Origin of the sequence: Mycobacterium sp. UM_WGJ (assembly GCF_000455125.1) — a bacterium.
Classification (GTDB): Bacteria; Actinomycetota; Actinomycetes; order Mycobacteriales; family Mycobacteriaceae; genus Mycobacterium.
In genome coordinates this window covers 43,922-59,511 of sequence record NZ_AUWR01000014.1, presented here as the reverse complement: position 1 = coordinate 59,511, position 15,590 = coordinate 43,922, and the positions used below count along the sequence as shown (strand labels likewise).

Sequence of the window (15,590 nt, the reverse complement as noted above, 5' to 3'; positions counted from 1 at the left end):
GTGGGGGTTTGACAAGTCTCCGGAGACAACGGCAGTGGGTAATGCCGGTGGCGGTGGGCCTAGCGGCGATTCTTCGATCCGTTCAGTCGTGCTTCGCCTCGTAGCGCAGCAGGACCGTGCCACCGGGGAAGGTGCGGTTTTCCAGCAGCCGCAGCGAGACCCACGATGGCAGGCCCGGGAAGAACGGCGTCCCGCCGCCCACGGCGGTGGGGGCGATCACGATCCGGTACTCGTCCACCAGTCCGGCCTGCACGATCGGTGCGGCCAGCGTCGCGCCGGCCACTTCCAAGTTGCCGTCGGTTTGGGCCTTCAGCTTCGTCACCACCTCGACCGGGTCGCCGCGCTCCAGTCGGGAATTCCAGTCGACTGACTCCAGGGTCCGTGAGAACACGACCTTGGGCATGGCGCGCCAGATGTGGGCGAAGTCGACGATCAACGGTGGAGCGTCCGGGTCCTCGTCGGCGGTCGGCCAGTAGGCGGACATCAGTTCGTAGAGCCGCCGTCCGTAGAACGACAGCGCGGTTTCTCGCTCGAAGTCGTTCCAGTACTGGTGCAGTTCGTCGCTCGGTTCGCTCCAGTCGATGCTGCCGTGTGCGTCAGCGATGTAGCCGTCCACCGACACGGTGAAGCCGTAGATGAGTCTGCCCATGGGGATCAGTGTGCACCGGCGCGCTACTCGTGGCGACGCGCCGGAGCCGGCCAGCGGTTAGCCGGGAATGCTGCGCTGTAGCGGGTTGTTATGGCGAGGCGTTCGCATTCGCGAACGGATCTGCGCCGCGGAGGGGTTATGGCCTTTGAGCAGTCATCACATCGGGGGAGGATTCTCGTCATCGGGGCCGGCGAACTCGGCGGCAACGTTGTCACCGCACTGACCGACCGGACCGACGCGCCGGCGGTGACGGTACTGCTTCGGCCGTCGGACACAGCCCGGCATGCCCAGCTACGCGACGAGTTCTCGGCCCGCGGGGTCGGAATCGTTGAGGCCGACGTTGCGACGGCGTCGGCGGCTGAGCTGTCCACGGTGCTGGGACAGTTCCACACGGTGGTGAGCTGCATCGGTTTCGCGGCGGGAGCGGGGACCCAGCGCAAGATCACCGAGGCCGCGTTGGCGGCGCGGGTTCCGCGATACTTCCCGTGGCAGTTCGGCGCCGACTACGACGCCATCGGACGCGGCAGCCCCCAAGACCTGTTCGACGAGCAACTCGACGTTCGCGACATGCTGCGCGCCCAGAGCGCCACCGAATGGGTGATCGTGTCGACCGGCATGTTCACCAGCTTCCTGTTCGAACCCGATTTCGGAGTCGTCGACCTCACCACCAATACCGTTAACGCGCTGGGCAATTGGGACACCGAAGTCACCGTCACCACTCCGGAGGACATCGGCGTACTCACCGCGGAGATCATCCAGGCCCGCCCGCGTATCGCGAACCAGGTCGTCTACGTCGCCGGCGACACGATCACCTACCGCGAACTCGCCGAGATCGTCGGACGGACTACGGGAGCCCCCGTGACCGGCAATGAATGGACCGTCGCGCAGCTACTGCACGACCGCGACCGAAACCCCGACGACGGCCTACGGAAGTATCGTGCGGTGTTCGCTCAGGGCAAAGGCGTCGCGTGGCCGAAGGACGGTACGTTCAACGCCACCCGCGGTATCCCGACCACGACCACTGAGGAGTGGGCGCGCCAACACCTCATCGCGAAAGAGTAGAGCTGAAGATATCGCCTCATATCGCCTGGGCCAGGGGGAGAATTGCTGCATGTCGCTGGCGCTGTGGATCATCGTTGCCCTCCTTGCCGTAGGGACGATCACCGGCGGGTTGCTACGGATGCGGGTGTGGCTGCAGAGGCCGGTACCGCCAGAGGTGATCGAGGCCGCGCACCGTGACGATGCTGAGGATGAGTAGCCGGGGATCAGGGCGGGACCGGCGGAGCCGAGACGCGTGCGCCACGGCCGCCAGGTTCACGCGATGCTGCTGAAAATCGCCGCAACCAGCCCGCCCAGGATGAGTATCCCAACCGTCACCGCGGAGTAGATCGTGCGGCGTCGTCGGTGTCGGCGGGCGCTGTCGATCGCCACCGCGATGCTGACGAGCATCAACGCCGCATAGACCGACAGTCCCACTGTCAGCGTCGCGGCTTCTGCGGCGCCGGCCAGAGTCACTTCGTGCATGCAGCGAGCCTACGGGGGGCAGGATCACAGCCCGAGAGACGGCAGGCCGTCTACGTGCCTGCGGCTCGTTCACTCCAACGGTTCGGGCGTGAAGGTGACGTCGACACCGCACACGGTCATCGTCACCTGGCTTTCCATCACCATTACCTGCGCCGAGACCCGTCTATCGACCGTCTGAGCCAGTTGCTGCACCGGCGCGTGCGGTATCTGCACCACCGACAAGTTCGGCAGGCCCGCCACCTTGGGGCCGACGGTGCGCCACCAGGTGGCCACGCCGGCGGCGAACGGGAACAGCAGCACCTGTTCGGCCTGGTTGGCTGCTTTGGCCAAGGCACGTTCGTCGGGCTGGCCGACGTTGATCCACTCCAGGATCCGGCCGGTGTAGTCGGTGAGCCGCAAGTCGGGTACGCCAGGGGTGGACAAGCCCGCCCCGAACGCCAACTCACCGTCGACGTCGCCGAGTCGGTGTGCGCGCAGCCCAAACGCCAACAACCGCACTACCATCCGCTCATCGGTCTCACTGGGATGACGGGCCACGGTCAGCGTGTGATCGGCGTAGTAACCGTGATCGACATCGGAGACGCCAAGTTCGACTTTGAATACCGTCGCAGAAAGGGCCACGCCCTAGTGTCCACCCAGCCGGGGGACCCTGAGTCGCGAGGCCGCACTTGGTGCGCATAGCCGATTGCTATTGGATTGCACTGTATTCGTCATTCCTCCGCGGTTCGGGCCGGTTCATCGACGGCGGGCGATAGGCGAGGGGCGGGTCTAGAAGCGATCTCTTGGCGGTCCGGGGTCTGCGAAAGCGAAGCGCTGGCTCTGCTATTTGCTGGCGGCGCCACCAAGTGGTTGGCACCAGCCGTCTTGAGCAGGCGATCGGCGGGGATTGGACGGGCAGCCTGCTCGTTTCCGTAGTGAACCTTCTGTCGGTGGGTGGAGGCATAGTGTGGCCATATACCACGGGTCATTGAGTTCCGAGACGATGACGTCGGCTATCTCGCGTGGCTCGCTGCCCACCGCGATGGCTACGTAATCAATATCTCGCGCGGTCACAGTCCGACCCAAGCGCGCCTGCATCACGCCGGTTGTCGAACGATCAGTGGTCAGAACCCCCGCGGGGGACCGTGGAAGAAACGCAGGATCACACCAAGCTGGCACGCGTGTGGCTGGCTCTGGCACGAGCTCGCGAACAGATTGAGCCGAACGGCTTTGGAAGTGGGGTCGCGACGCCATTCGCCGTCAGAGTCAAGATCCGGCCAGCCGACGGGCGACAACCGGTGTGGGGTGGATTGTTGAAGGGCATCTTCGATGGGGTGATTAGCGCGTTCCAGGCACACACCGACATGGCCGTGCTGCCGGAGGTCACAGCCCGACTCGCGGCAATCCTTCAGGCTGACCGAACGGAGATCGAGAAGCACCTGCTAGTTGAAAACGCGCCAGGTGCCGACAATCTGCTAGCATTGACAGCAATGCAAGCAATGGGCGAGGGGTGACTGATGGCGACCTTGACGATTCGTGATTTCGACGACGAGCTCAAAGCGGCACTGCGTGTTCGCGCAGCAGAGCACGGCCGGTCGATGGAATCAGAGGTGCGCGAGATCTTGCGCACGGCATTGGAACGCCCTGTGGGCGGTCCTGGGATGGCAACGCGGATTCGGCAGCGTTTCTCGGGTACTGGGGGTGTGGAGCTTGACCTGCCCAGCCGGACCGAGCGTCCACGTGCTGCGGTCCTTGACGAATGATCGTCTTGGACACCAACGTCGTCTCGGAGCTCATGCGCGCGGCACCGGAACCTGGTGTCGCTAGTTGGGTCGACAGTTTGGATGCGTCCGACATATTGCTGACTGCCGTGACGGCGGCCGAACTGATGTACGGCGTCGCCCGATTGCCGAACGGGCGACGCAGACGGGAGCTTCGCGTAAAGGTCGACGGACTGCTGGCGGAGGATTTCCGGGACAGGATTTTGCCATTCGACGCGCTGGCTGCAACCCACTATGCGGAAATCGTTGCTGACCGGGAGCGTAGCGGGTTCCAGATCAGTATGGCCGATGGGCAGATCGCCGCAATTTGCCGCAACTGGAACGCCGGACTTGCGACGCGCAACGTCAGTGACTTCGTTGACACCGGCGTCGAACTCATCAATCCGTGGGACTTGGCAGCGCCGTAGCCGCTTGGCCGCAAACCACGCACGCCGGCTGCGAAACGGTGTCAATGAAACATGCTGTAGCACAGCGGTTTAGCAGCGGCAGGCAGCATTTTTCTTGTCCGGTCTCAATGTAGTTGGCGGCCAGGTGCTGGTAACCGTCAGTAATTTTGACACCGCTAAAGGCTGTTATGTCTCAATCTAATTGGCGGTTCCAAACGCACGGCGGTGCACAGGACGAGGTTCAGCGAGGGACAATGCCCACCTGGCTCAGGCGATCACTGATCAGATCTATTGGTCGAATTTGAGTCGCTGGGCGATCTCGTCGACCGACTTTTGATGCTCGTCTGAACGCGCGATCTCAGCCTGGCGTTCGCGCTCCTGACGTTGTGCGAGCGCCAGGCGGTCCCGGTTGGTTGTCTCGATAACCAACCGAAGTGTCTCGACGTGATATTTCTCTACCTCGTCCATCGTCGTTCCGGTGAGGATGATCCGGTCACCGGAGACCGAGGCGTTTCCCGGTCGGTGCATGGTCGTGAAGCGCGGTGGCTGGTTCCAGTGTTGAACGAATAGCTCGCACCATGCGCCGTCGGGTGCGGTCGACAGAGTGAAAGGCACTGTGTAGAGGGCGCTTCCGCGAGTTCCGTCGTTACGTGGCTTTCCAACGCGTTGAGCATCGACACCCGCAATTGTGACCGGAATGTGTGGGTTGAACGTCGACGCAGTTCGTTTCGGGGGAACAGCGGCCTGAGTCGCGGACCGCCGTGGTCCCGCCTGCCCACGCTTTCGTAAAGGCAATGGAGCCGAGGGCACCAAATGACGCTTCATGTCACGATCCAGCGTTGCGACGGCCTCAGCGATCATATCCGGGTTGATTTGCAGGTAGAGCTTGTCCGCGAGAGTTGCCGGCATCGCCACACCACCGACTTGGCAAGGCAGGACCGTGATGCCCTTCTGTGCAATCTCACCCGTCATAGCCAGCGAGATTTCTTTTTGGCACCAGTTGCTTTCGACCGACGCTGAGCTCACCAGGGCCACAAGGAAGTCGACTTGTTCTATAGCACTGCTGATCACAGCCACGAGGCTGTCTCCCACCCGGAGCTCGCCGCTGTCAATCCAGACCCGGTAGCCAGCTTTTCTAAGGCCTTCAGCCAAGGCTTCGGCAAGCGGCTTGTCCGCATGGTTGTAGCTGATGAAACACGTTGCGACTGGATCACTCGCTTCGATTTCTCTATCTTTCATTTCCGTCCCAAAATGTAGTCCGCCAAGCGGAGTGTGCGGACTTGGAAGTCGGCACGGTAGAAGTGTCCGCCCTGGTCTGCCAGCTCGAAGGCTCTGGTTGACTCGCTGGTCATGGCTATTGGTGTTCCGATTCCGGTTCCGACGTTGCCCTATCGATAATTCCAAGCGCCGCGAGTAGATTCGCATGGACGAACTTGAGCACTTCTGTTCCCTCGGCGTTTGCCGTAGCCCGGTTGTTTTCGACGAGCCAGTTGGCGACCGCCACTTTGGACGGTGGCTTTAACCCCTTGCCCTTGAGCCAGTTGGACATCCACCGCGCAACCGAGTTACCTTCCCCAGCATCTACCGGAGGAACTTCCGGCAATTCGCTCGCGGAGACTTCCGGATTGCATTCAGGCAGCAACGCTGAGATGGCTGCCCTATACGAGTCCTCTGTTAGGAGGTTCTCGATGCCAGCGGTGCCCAGGTCCGCTATCAGGTGGTCGGGGACACCGGCATCCGTGAGATTTGCCTTTAGCCTGGCTCCGCCATCGTCACCGTCGACTAGGTAGGCCACCCGGGCTGCTTCGAGGTCAAGCTTCGGTAGGAAGTCATTCGGGACTTCGGACAGACCGGGCGCCACTTGGTAGGGCAGATCCGTTTGGTCGGTTGCCGCGCGCATCAATGTCGGCAAGAGGATCATTTCAGTCGCTCCTTCTGCCAGAACCACGTACCGGGCTGGGGTGAACGCTGCAGCCGCTGCACCCATCGCGAGCATTAGAGGTGAATAGCCGGCCGCACCTTGCCAGAAGCTGTTCTTCACGTCGCTTACCTGCAAGTTGTCTTGACGGGGCACGACCACGCGAATACCCGTGCCGAGATCCGGTGGGAGGCAGGCGGGACTGTGCGTGGTGTAAATGACTTTGACCGCATGTTGCTGTGTGACGAACATATTCACCAGGTCTGCCTGGGCATCAATATGAAGATGGTTCTCTGCCTCGTCAATGAGCAGGATGGGTGAGCGGTCGGAACCATGCACCTTCAGGAATGCGATCAGTGCCACGAACATGCGCAGGCCCGCACTGCGCTCATCGAAGACGGTGACGTTATCCCCATCTTCCATGAGCTCGATCCGCAACTGCTCGCCGTCAAGCTCGAAATGAACTGCGAGTCTCGATTGTTTCCATGCGTCACCGAAAATCGCATCCATCCGTCTGTTTGCCTGAACTATTGCCGTTCGTCGGCGCGCGATGTCTCCAGTGCGAACGAGATGAAGGAGCTCTGTGAGGTCGAGCGATGCTGTACCCGCCAGATTCGCCAGCGCAACTGGCGGGCTGCTGACAAGGGCGTCATCAAACGTGTATGCAGACTGAATCGATCGATCAGCTTCGTCGAACAAGATGAAATCTGGTGTGCGGTTCCATATTCGAGTGCGGGCGGCCGAGCCGGGGGCATCCAGCTCCGACCAAGCAATTACGGCGCTGTACGCCGCGCAAAGCTGTTCCGCATCGACATCTGCGTCCAGCGTCACCCTAAGCAAGGAGCGGACGGTCTCTACCGCTTCGCTGGAGAGGGGGCTACCAGGTTCTCCGATCGCGGCATCGAGCGCCTCAATGACGGATAGAAGCTCCTTGCCGTAGTCACGCGGATCGTCCGAGTCGGCATCTCCATATGACGTATTCGGATCGATCCAGGTGCTCAAATTGTCGTTCTTCGATGCCGCCTGCAGCTTTTCGAGCGGGGCATGGAGCGGCTGGACCGACTTGAGTGGCTTGGGGGTCAGTTCGATCGTGAGCTTGTCCCCGGAAGCAGATCGCGCGATACGAGCGCGGGTGGGCAGTTCCTGTAAGCCGAGGTCAACAAGCTCAGCGTGGTCCTTCTCCTCGATGACGTAATCGAACGTTGTTACGTAGGTGTTGTCCGCTACTTCGACGGCACGAGAACGTTGGAGAGTCGGGATGGCTGTCCCAGCATCGACGTGTGCGAGAGCCTTTAGCAGGGTGGTTTTTCCAGCTTCGTTCGGCCCGACGATCGCGATGACCTTCGCGTCCAGATTGATCTTGGAGTCAGCGATACGCCCATAGCCTCGAACGTGAGCGGAAATGAGCCTCACAGTTTCCACGCTCCCGGTACTGCACGCGCATAGTCCTCGACGCCGATGGCCTCGAAGTGTTGCTTGGCGGCCTTGATCTTGGCCGACTCGGAGGGACGAAGCTTTGAATCATCGAGGGTGCTCTTGGTTTCACGGATCATGTAGATCCGGTCTTCGCCTTCTTCGTGCTTGATGATCGCCCAATCGGGGTTGTACGGGCCGACCGGAGTGTCGATCTTAAACTTTGAAGGGAGTTTCATGAACAGCTTGATGTCCTCGCGTGAGTCGAGTAGCTCGGCGAACTGACGCTCAACCTCGGAATCGAAGACGACGTAATCGAAGTCCGTCTTTTGGGTGTGCTGCACCTTGTACATCTGGTCGAGGAAGTGTTCCTTCTCCTCCTCGCCATCCTTCTGTAGCTCACGAAGCTCGTAGACCGACCCCGCGATCTTCTCGTACTGGATCCCCTCGACCACGATCTTTGCCAACTCGGCCTGGAGCGCACGCTTGACCATCGCGATGAAGTCGTTCGGGTTGCCGATGAACTCGCCCAACCGGCCGCTGCCGATCAGGATGTCGACGATGGTCTTGCGGGTCAGGGACGTCGTCTCCTGCAGCTCCGTGATGATGTCCGGTAGGTCGTAACTGCCCTTAAGATCTGCCGAGCGGGTGCCGAGTTCTTCGCCTTTGGCTCCACCTCGAAGTAGCCGCACTCCGGCGCGAGTGATCTGGATGCGTAGTGGGTCGATTTTCGGAGCCTCGCGAACAGCCTTGACCGCATTCTTAATCAGGTCGTCACGAACAACCGTGACGCGGTAGGTCGTTTTACGGCTGATCGTCTCCCAGAACTCTTCGAATTCTGGCGTTGAGTAGAGCTGCTTGTTGGGTCTGCGCGGCTTGCGCTTGCTGACCGGCTTGACGTACTTGCCGATGTGCGCGCGCTCGACCAGCTCGATGATGGCGCCCTCCGCCCAGGCGAAGTCGGTCGGCAGGTCGAGGCTGAAACCGAGCTGGTTCGGCTGGAACTTCGAGGTGACGGTGCCTTCCTTGTCGATGAAGCCCTTGTCCTTGAGGTGTTCCCATACGAGAAGGGAACGCTGGTACCCGAACTGGTCGTCGGTGGGGGCGCCGTTCTCGTCCTGTAGCGGGATCTTCGAGAACTCGGCTTTGCGCACCCGGCCGATCTCGACGCCGGCCTCCTTGTACTCCTTCTGCAGGGCATCCGCGAACTTCGTGTACGACTCGTTCGCCACCACCGTCAGTGTCGCGACTCCACGGTCGGCCACCCGGGCATAGCCGTCCTCGGTCTTCGCAACGGGCAGACGCAGGCCGCGCCCGAGAGTCTGGCGGCGTTCGGTCTCGGCGCCCATCTCGCGCAGAGTGCATATCTGGAAGACGTTGGGGTTGTCCCAGCCCTCGCGCAGGGCGGAGTGGCTGAAGATGAACCGTACCGGCTCGTTCTCGTCGAGCAGTCGCTCCTTGTCCTGCATGATCAGTTCGTAGGCGTCGTCATCGGCTTTGGTCGTGCCGGAGGAGTCCTGGAAGGTGGTCGTCTTGCCGCGCTTGATCTGGGAGAAGTAGGCCCGGCGAAGCTCGATCGGCGTCTGCGGGAGCAACGCTTGGTAGCGCGCGGACTTGGCACGCTCCTCAATGAAGACCTCGTCGAACCAGGTCACGAAGTCGCCGTTCGCGTCATCGTTGTTGGTGCCATCGCCTAGGTAACTGGCGACCTTGTCGACGAAGAAGAGGCTGAGCACCTTGATCTTCTTCGCGCGCAGCATCGACTCCTTGCGCAGATGTTCGCGGATGGTCTCGCGGATCATCTCCTTGTAGATTGCGCCGGCGGATGCGCCAATACTCTCTCCTTCGTCCAGGAAGCCGTGTGTGGTGAGGTCGACGTAGGCGGGTTCGATGCTCATTTCGTTGATGCGCCAACCCTCGTAGATCGGGTTGTCGGTGATGCGCGGGTCTGAGAGTTCCTGATGCTGCTTCACGCTCACCACGCGCCGTTCGAGCGAACCGTCGGCCTTGCGGCAGGAGAGTTCCAGCCGGGCCGACCAGGACGGTTCACGCCGCACCTGGACGAGCTTGATGTACGGCGCTGCGTCCGCGCCCTGCTGCTGCACTTCGGCAACGACGATCTGCTTCACCAGCCCGAGATCGTGGGCATCGACTGGGTCAAGCCGGTAGACGACATTGCGTTGCTTCTTGTGGGTCGCGCTGTAGCGCAGCGTGAAGAGGGGGTCGAGTTCGCCAACTGCCGACTGTGAGAGCTGCGACTCCATGTTCTGCGGCTCGTCCATGATGACGACCGGATGAGTCGCCTTCAGGTAGTCAATGGGCCGCAGGCCGTTCAACTTGTCACGGGTCTGATGGATGATGCGGGTATTCGCGTTGCCACGGATCGAGTCGATCGTCATGATCAAGATCTGCACGTTCGTCGACGTTGCGAACGACTGCACTTCCTCGGCGCTCTTGCCGCTGTAGATCGAGGCATCGAACGTGATGCCCTGCGGCTTGTAGAGGTTCTCGAAGTGCTCTCGCATGAGCCGGATGCTCGTGCTGACGCCCTCCCGGATTGCAACACTGGGCACGAGAATGACGAACTTGGTGAAGTTGTACCTGACCGCCAGATCGAAGATAGTGCGCAGGTAGACATAGGTCTTGCCGGTGCCCGTCTCCATCTCGATGTCGAAGTCGAGCGCATCGTCGTAGAGCTTCGGTGCGACCTCAAGGCCACTCCGATCCTGCACCCGCTGAAGATTCGCGAGGATCAGGTCGCGGTCGAGCACGAGGCTGTTGCCAACGGCACCGACCTCCTGCGTGAGGTCGATATCAAGCGCCCCCTCCTCCGAGTCTGGCAGCACTGTTGCACTACGCAGCGCCGTGACGAGCTTCTCCGCATCTTTCGGTTGCCCGTCGAACAGGTCGATCACGGATGCGATCGCAGCCATCTGATATGGCTGGCTGGCGTCGAACTGAAATCCCGATCCGCTCATTACGCCGTCCAGAGTTCAATGCCCTTGCTCTTTGCGAGCTGGGCAAGGTTGGTCTTGAGTTCGTCGTCGCCCTGGAAGGCGTCTTCGAGGATGATGATCCGCGTAGGAGCCTCATCAACTAGGATGCGGAGCTGATTGAGAGTTGGCTTGGTGTGTTCGTCTAAGTAGGCGAGCACGGCGATGTCTCCGTCGCGGTCACGAACGAGTCGGACGTCGAGTCCTCCCACCTCAGCCGGCGAGACAGCCTCGGTCAAAGAGTAGCCCTGCTTGAGCAGGATCTCGGTTACCAACTCATCGGCCGTCGCCTCGTCAGTCGCACTGTCGCGAAGGCTCAGCAGGTGCTGTTGGAGGGCGCCCTCCTCGACATCGCTCGACAGTCGCCACTTGGAGAAGTTGGTGTCGGCGAGCCCGTAGGAGCGGTAGCCGATATCCAGCGGCGCGGACCCGTTCTCAAGCTGGCCTGCGGCGCTGGATGCGATGTTGTTGCCTGCGAGGTTTATACGCGCACGCCCGACGGCCGCGATCGTCTCGTAGCCCGCTTTACGAGCTGCTGAGTCATCGGGTGTGGGCTCAGGAAGCTGGACTTGGATGTGTTGGCGAGTGCCGCCGTCCTCGGCATTGAGTTGCATCACAGCGTGTGCAGTGGTGGCTGAACCGGAAAAGAAATCGAGAACCAGCGAGTCGCGATCAGTTGCGATGTGCAGGATCTTCTTGATGAGCCCAACCGGCTTCGGATTTGTGAAGACGTTTTTACCAAGCAGCTCTTTGACTGTAATACTGGCCTTCTTGTTGCCCTCTATGTCGTCCCAATAGTTGGAAACTTGCTTGGTGCGCCCTTCGAGGTAGTACTTGATGTAGGGCTTGTACAGCCCCTCGGGGTCCTGTTTCCAGACGACCATGTCCTCCGCGTCCCACTTCTCGAACTGCTCGCGTGCAGTGCGCCAACAGCTCTCGTATCCGCCCGGGCCTATCGGAAGGATTTCTGAGCCGTCCGGAGCAGTAAGTGGGTAGTACAGGTTCGGACGATCCTCGCGGCGGTCGTTCGTGCCAGTCTTGCGGAACTGCAAGACGCTGTACCGGCCGCGACTATCTTCCATGTTGAAGCGCGCCATGTCGGCTTCGTCGAGCGGAAGGCCATTCGGGATGTAGTTCACCTTGCTTCTGGCGTACACGAGCAGGAAGTCGATGCTGCTACCTATGTCGTTGGCGTCTTGTCCAGTGGTTGTGCCTTTCGACACCGCAATCTGACCGATGTAGTTGGACTCGCCGAACACCTCGTTCAGGAGCTTCCGGAGGTTGTCGACCTCATGGTCGCTGATGCTGACGAAGATAGTTCCGTCATCCGTGAGCAGGTTCCGAGCGAGCTTGAGGCGCGGATACATCATGTTGAGCCAATTGGAGTGGTAGCGACCATCCGTCTCAGCGTTGGAGGTGACCTTCTTGCCCTCCTCGTTGACCTGGCGCGTCCACTCGAGGTAGGTATCGAGCCCCTCCTTGTAGTTGTCCGGGTAGACGAAGTCCTTGCCGGTGTTGTACGGAGGATCGATGTAGATCAGCTTGATCTTGGCGTGGTAGTGCTTCTGCAGGATCTTGAGCACCTCAAGGTTGTCGCCTTCAATGAAGACGTTCTTGGTGGTATCCCAGTCTTTTGAGTTGTCGAGGTCGGGCTTCAGCGTCGCCGTCGTCGGCTCTTGCGCGGCACGGAGCGCACGCTTCTTGCCCGGCCAGAACAGGCCGAAGCGCTCGCTGCTGTCGGCCGCGTCACCGTTGAGCAGTTCCTTGAGTTTCTCGACATCCACCTTGCCGTCGGCGATGGCCTCGGGAATCAGATCGGCAAGCTGCGCTGCCAGCTCGGTCTGAAAGTTTGGAGTGGCGGACAGTGTTTCGTAGATCTCGTCAGTCATTCAGGCAATTCTCTTTCATGTTTGCAGCAATTTGCTCGGGTGCGCGAATGCCTCTGGTCTATTTGGCTATCCGCCAACGGATCGTGAACAGGTGCTCCGTGTCCTGGGTTCCCTGGAGCGACTGCTCGATGAGTTCGAGGTACTTGTCTGCCTCGGTGCGGAGCTTCTTACGCGCGTCGCGGAAGTCCTCGTCGGCTTCCTCGGCGCGCTGCTCCCACTTGCGAGCTTCCTTCTTGAGCCGCAGCTGCTCCATCGGATCGTCGGCCTGACGTGCCAGCCGGCGGGCTTCCTTCTCCTTAGCCCGGTAGTCACGGATTGCGCCCTCGTGCTCGGCCTTGCGGTCTTGCTGGTTGCGGTAAAGCAGCTCTTCCTGCTGGTCGTAGTAGCGGGCGTTGCGGCCCTGGACTTCCTTCTCCAGTTCGGCCCGGCGTGCGCTCAGATGCGGCGCGAAGCGGCTCTCGTCGATCACCACGGGCTGCTCACCGACCGCGATGCAAGTCAGGCCGAGGAGGTCCGCGACGTACTCCTCGTCGAGCCAGCGCCCATCGTCGCTCAGTGCGCCGGCGAGCACGTAGGACTCGGAGACATCCTCGTCGCGTGCCTTCATACGAAAGGTCGTAAGGCTGACGGTCAGCTCGCCGCTGGTGCCCTCAAGCGCTCGGATCGTGCTGCTGACACGGTCTGACTGCCCAAGTGAGAACGTCAGCTCCCGTGCCGGGGTCTCGTGAGTCTTTGAGCTATTGACCACGTGCTGGGCAAGCGGGCTCGCATAGCGGTACTGGTGGGCGTTGTCGAGCGGCTGCGACTTGAAGAAGTAGCGTCCGGTCGGCGCTCCTGCCACCGGGGACTCGTTCAGTACGAAGGTGCGCCCATCTCCGTCGAAGGTGGCGAACCGATTCAGCTCGTGACGTGTCACCGCGAGCAGAAGGCGCTCGAACTTGTTCAGCACCTCGCCGGACTGTGCGTCATACGCCTTCAGGCGATCCTGTACGTGTGGGTCGAGATTGTCGAAGACCTTGGCCTTGGCGCTGGCCATCTCGCGTGAGATCTCGCTGGCGTACTGGGTCTCAAGATCTTTGAACGCGGCATCCAGCTCGCCGGCAGACTTGCAACGGGTGAGAATGTCGCTGATCGTCTTCTCGAAGTCCAGGCCATCCTCGATCGCGCCGAGCACTTCGTCGCTGGCGCCAAACACGCTGGAGAACAGCTGGAACTTGTTCGTCAGCAACTCTAAGATGCGCTGCTCGGCGATGTTGCCCTTGTTTGAGAAATTCACGACGACGACGTTGTGCTTCTGCCCGAAGCGGTGTACGCGACCAATGCGCTGCTCGACACGCTGCGGGTTCCATGGCAGGTCGTAGTTGACGAGCATCGAACAGAATTGCAGGTTAATACCTTCGGCCGCTGCCTCGGTGGCGATCATGATCGTCCCCTCGTTGCGGAAGTAGTCCACAAGCGCCTTGCGTCGATCCACGGCAGCTATGCCGGTGATCAGGTCACCGTCCTGGTTAGCCTTGAGCCAGCCCTGGTAGATCGCCGTCTGCTCGGCCAAGTTGTTCGAGCCATTGAATAGCACCAGCCCGTCACCGCGACCAGCCCCTCGAAGGGAACGCGCGATGTAGTCCTGCGTTTTGGTCGAATCCGTGAAGATGATGGCCTTCTCAGGAGCGCCCAGCTCGCGAAGCCGCTCGAATCCGAGGTCGAGCGCCTCGATGAGCTTGACGGCCTTCTGGTTCACCGTGATCGACCGCGCCAAGGCCGCGTACTCGTGCAGCTCGGCAACCTCGGCCCTCATGGCCTGCAGGAGAGTCTCGTCCAGCGGCGCAGATGTTGACGGTGCGCCACGGCCAGGCCCAGCTGTCTCGATCTCCTCGGCATCCTCCAGTTCCTCGCTGGTGATCTCGTCATCGACTGCGAAGTCAGCGGTGACCAGACCGCCACGGCCGTCGCGTCGCTGCCCGGCGGCGACCTCGTCTGCCAGACGCTTGGCGATGTTTTCCAGGGTGCTGGCGACGGCATAGGTCGACGATCCGAGGCGCTTACGGATGATCAGGGCGGAGAGGTGACGCTGTGACCCCGCGAAGGCGAACAGCTCGTCGCGCTGCAAGTAGTCGTTCACCAGGTCATACAGACGTACTTCGTCGGCGGACGGGGTGAACTCGACTGTCAGCGGCAGCCGCTTGGTGAAGTGGATGTACTTGTCCGCGTCGCGCCGCAGCGTGCGCTTCGATACCGTCGCGACACGTTCGACCAGGTCGTCATCGCCACCGAGGTCGCGGTTCTTGATATACCGCTCCCGAAAGGCATCGAGCGAGTAGAAGTAGGCGGGGTCGAAGATCGAGACCAACCCGTACAGTTCCTCAAGCTTGTTCTGCAGCGGTGTCGCCGTGAGCAGCACGGTTTTGTGGGCACCCTGCAGGACATGCGCCACCGCTTCAGCGGCCTTGGTCTTGCCCGTCCAGTAGTTCCGCAGCCGGTGCGCCTCGTCCGCGACCACCAGATCCCACGCCTTGAGCAGGGAGACCTCATGTCGGAGTGCGAACTCGTAGGAGCAGATCAACACCTGCGACGAGCGTGAGCCGGCCTGAGCAAGAAGGGAGTCCTTCGACTTCGGATCGAGGATGGCAGACGGGATCAAGAACTTCTCGTACAGCTCCTGCTGCCACTGCTGCCGCAAGCTCGACGGAGCGACCACAAGGATGCTGCGACGACGCTCCGCCCAATACTGCGAGATGACGATGCCCGCCTCGATCGTCTTCCCGAGGCCCACCTCATCAGCCAAGATGACGCCTGGCAGGAACGGTGTCTGCAACGCGAACAGCGCGGCATCGATCTGGTGCGGCTTGGGCTCCACCTGCGCATCGAATAGCAGGCCGGCCAGCTTGCCGACGTGGTCGTTCGCGTAGCTGCGCTGCAACTCGTGCGCGTAATACTTGGCTTGATAGTCGGTGAGCTGGAACGTCATCGATGCCCCTTGGTCCCAGCGATCGTCAGCAAGCCCCGAAACAGGGGATTGGGCACAGTAGCCTGGATTCGCGTCATGCTCCGCAAGTTCGGT

The 15,590-nt window shown here is 61.2% G+C and carries 13 protein-coding genes; 5 read left to right on the top strand and 8 right to left on the bottom strand.

Annotation, left to right across the window (positions count from 1 at the left end; translation table 11 throughout):
- Window positions 1–82 precede the first annotated feature (82 nt).
- Window positions 83–649 carry a dihydrofolate reductase family protein gene (locus N416_RS0106430; RefSeq protein WP_024441296.1) on the bottom strand — a complete coding sequence of 189 codons (567 nt, stop codon included), beginning with the start codon at window positions 647–649 and terminating at the stop codon, window positions 83–85.
- 138 nt (window positions 650–787) lie between these two features.
- Here N416_RS0106430 and N416_RS0106425 point away from each other — a divergent pair, with 138 nt between their 5' ends.
- Together N416_RS0106425 and N416_RS23145 are read left to right on the top strand one after the other, a co-directional pair.
- Window positions 788–1,711 (top strand): aromatic alcohol reductase, encoded by a 924-nt coding sequence (locus N416_RS0106425; RefSeq protein WP_024441295.1) that lies wholly within the window; start codon window positions 788–790, stop codon window positions 1,709–1,711.
- Window positions 1,712–1,760: 49 nt separating this feature from the next.
- Window positions 1,761–1,907 carry a hypothetical protein gene (locus tag N416_RS23145; protein ID WP_125079167.1) on the top strand — a complete coding sequence of 49 codons (147 nt, stop codon included), beginning with the start codon at window positions 1,761–1,763 and terminating at the stop codon, window positions 1,905–1,907.
- A gap of 56 nt (window positions 1,908–1,963) precedes the next feature.
- On the opposite strand, the gene N416_RS0106415 is transcribed toward N416_RS23145, so the two are convergent.
- Together N416_RS0106415 and N416_RS0106410 are read right to left on the bottom strand one after the other, a co-directional pair.
- The gene (locus N416_RS0106415) at window positions 1,964–2,173 is read right to left on the bottom strand and encodes a hypothetical protein (RefSeq protein ID WP_024441294.1); all 210 of its coding nucleotides are present in this window, start codon (window positions 2,171–2,173) and stop codon (window positions 1,964–1,966) included.
- A gap of 69 nt (window positions 2,174–2,242) precedes the next feature.
- Window positions 2,243–2,794, bottom strand: coding sequence for a YaeQ family protein (locus tag N416_RS0106410; protein ID WP_024441293.1), 552 nt, complete (start codon window positions 2,792–2,794; stop codon window positions 2,243–2,245).
- A gap of 503 nt (window positions 2,795–3,297) precedes the next feature.
- On the opposite strand from N416_RS0106410, the gene N416_RS23140 reads away from it, so the two are divergent.
- Genes N416_RS23140 through N416_RS0106400 form a run of 3 tightly spaced genes read left to right on the top strand, consistent with a single transcriptional unit; the run spans window position 3,298 to window position 4,340 of the window.
- A complete protein-coding gene (locus tag N416_RS23140) occupies window positions 3,298–3,666 on the top strand; it encodes a hypothetical protein (RefSeq protein WP_024441292.1) in 369 nt (122 codons plus the stop codon).
- 3 nt (window positions 3,667–3,669) lie between these two features.
- Window positions 3,670–3,915 carry an Arc family DNA-binding protein gene (locus N416_RS22430; RefSeq protein WP_046300405.1) on the top strand — a complete coding sequence of 82 codons (246 nt, stop codon included), beginning with the start codon at window positions 3,670–3,672 and terminating at the stop codon, window positions 3,913–3,915.
- Window positions 3,912–4,340 (top strand): type II toxin-antitoxin system VapC family toxin, encoded by a 429-nt coding sequence (locus tag N416_RS0106400; RefSeq protein ID WP_024441291.1) that lies wholly within the window; start codon window positions 3,912–3,914, stop codon window positions 4,338–4,340. Before N416_RS22430 ends, N416_RS0106400 begins: the two co-directional genes overlap by 4 nt.
- Before the next feature lie 267 nt (window positions 4,341–4,607).
- Here the strand turns inward: N416_RS0106400 and N416_RS22425 are convergent, their stop codons facing one another.
- The 5 genes from N416_RS22425 to N416_RS0106375 form a co-directional block, all read right to left on the bottom strand.
- Window positions 4,608–5,558: a toll/interleukin-1 receptor domain-containing protein gene (locus tag N416_RS22425; RefSeq protein ID WP_196805106.1), complete on the bottom strand. Its 951-nt coding sequence runs from the start codon at window positions 5,556–5,558 to the stop codon at window positions 4,608–4,610.
- 115 nt (window positions 5,559–5,673) lie between these two features.
- On the bottom strand, window positions 5,674–7,650 hold the full coding sequence (locus N416_RS0106390) for an AAA family ATPase (RefSeq protein WP_196805105.1): 1,977 nt from the start codon (window positions 7,648–7,650) through the stop codon (window positions 5,674–5,676).
- Window positions 7,647–10,628, bottom strand: a complete 2,982-nt coding sequence (locus tag N416_RS0106385) for a DEAD/DEAH box helicase family protein (protein ID WP_024441288.1) — start codon at window positions 10,626–10,628, stop codon at window positions 7,647–7,649. Before N416_RS0106385 ends, N416_RS0106390 begins: the two co-directional genes overlap by 4 nt.
- On the bottom strand, window positions 10,628–12,532 hold the full coding sequence (locus N416_RS0106380) for a site-specific DNA-methyltransferase (protein WP_024441287.1): 1,905 nt from the start codon (window positions 12,530–12,532) through the stop codon (window positions 10,628–10,630). Before N416_RS0106380 ends, N416_RS0106385 begins: the two co-directional genes overlap by 1 nt.
- 58 nt (window positions 12,533–12,590) lie before the next feature.
- Complete coding sequence (locus N416_RS0106375) at window positions 12,591–15,497, bottom strand: SNF2-related protein (protein WP_024441286.1); 2,907 nt, start codon at window positions 15,495–15,497, stop codon at window positions 12,591–12,593.
- Window positions 15,498–15,590 lie beyond the last annotated feature (93 nt).

Bases quoted from the DNA above. Each gene is read 5' to 3' on its own strand.
- N416_RS0106430 (WP_024441296.1), bottom strand. From the start codon at position 649: ATGGGCAGACTCATCTACGGCTTCACCGTGTCGGTGGACGGCTACATC.
- N416_RS0106425 (WP_024441295.1), top strand. From the start codon at position 788: ATGGCCTTTGAGCAGTCATCACATCGGGGGAGGATTCTCGTCATCGGG.
- N416_RS23145 (WP_125079167.1), top strand. From the start codon at position 1,761: ATGTCGCTGGCGCTGTGGATCATCGTTGCCCTCCTTGCCGTAGGGACG.
- N416_RS0106415 (WP_024441294.1), bottom strand. From the start codon at position 2,173: ATGCACGAAGTGACTCTGGCCGGCGCCGCAGAAGCCGCGACGCTGACA.
- N416_RS22430 (WP_046300405.1), top strand. From the start codon at position 3,670: ATGGCGACCTTGACGATTCGTGATTTCGACGACGAGCTCAAAGCGGCA.
- N416_RS0106400 (WP_024441291.1), top strand. From the start codon at position 3,912: ATGATCGTCTTGGACACCAACGTCGTCTCGGAGCTCATGCGCGCGGCA.
- N416_RS22425 (WP_196805106.1), bottom strand. From the start codon at position 5,558: ATGAAAGATAGAGAAATCGAAGCGAGTGATCCAGTCGCAACGTGTTTC.
- N416_RS0106385 (WP_024441288.1), bottom strand. From the start codon at position 10,628: ATGAGCGGATCGGGATTTCAGTTCGACGCCAGCCAGCCATATCAGATG.
- N416_RS0106380 (WP_024441287.1), bottom strand. From the start codon at position 12,532: ATGACTGACGAGATCTACGAAACACTGTCCGCCACTCCAAACTTTCAG.
- N416_RS0106375 (WP_024441286.1), bottom strand. From the start codon at position 15,497: ATGACGTTCCAGCTCACCGACTATCAAGCCAAGTATTACGCGCACGAG.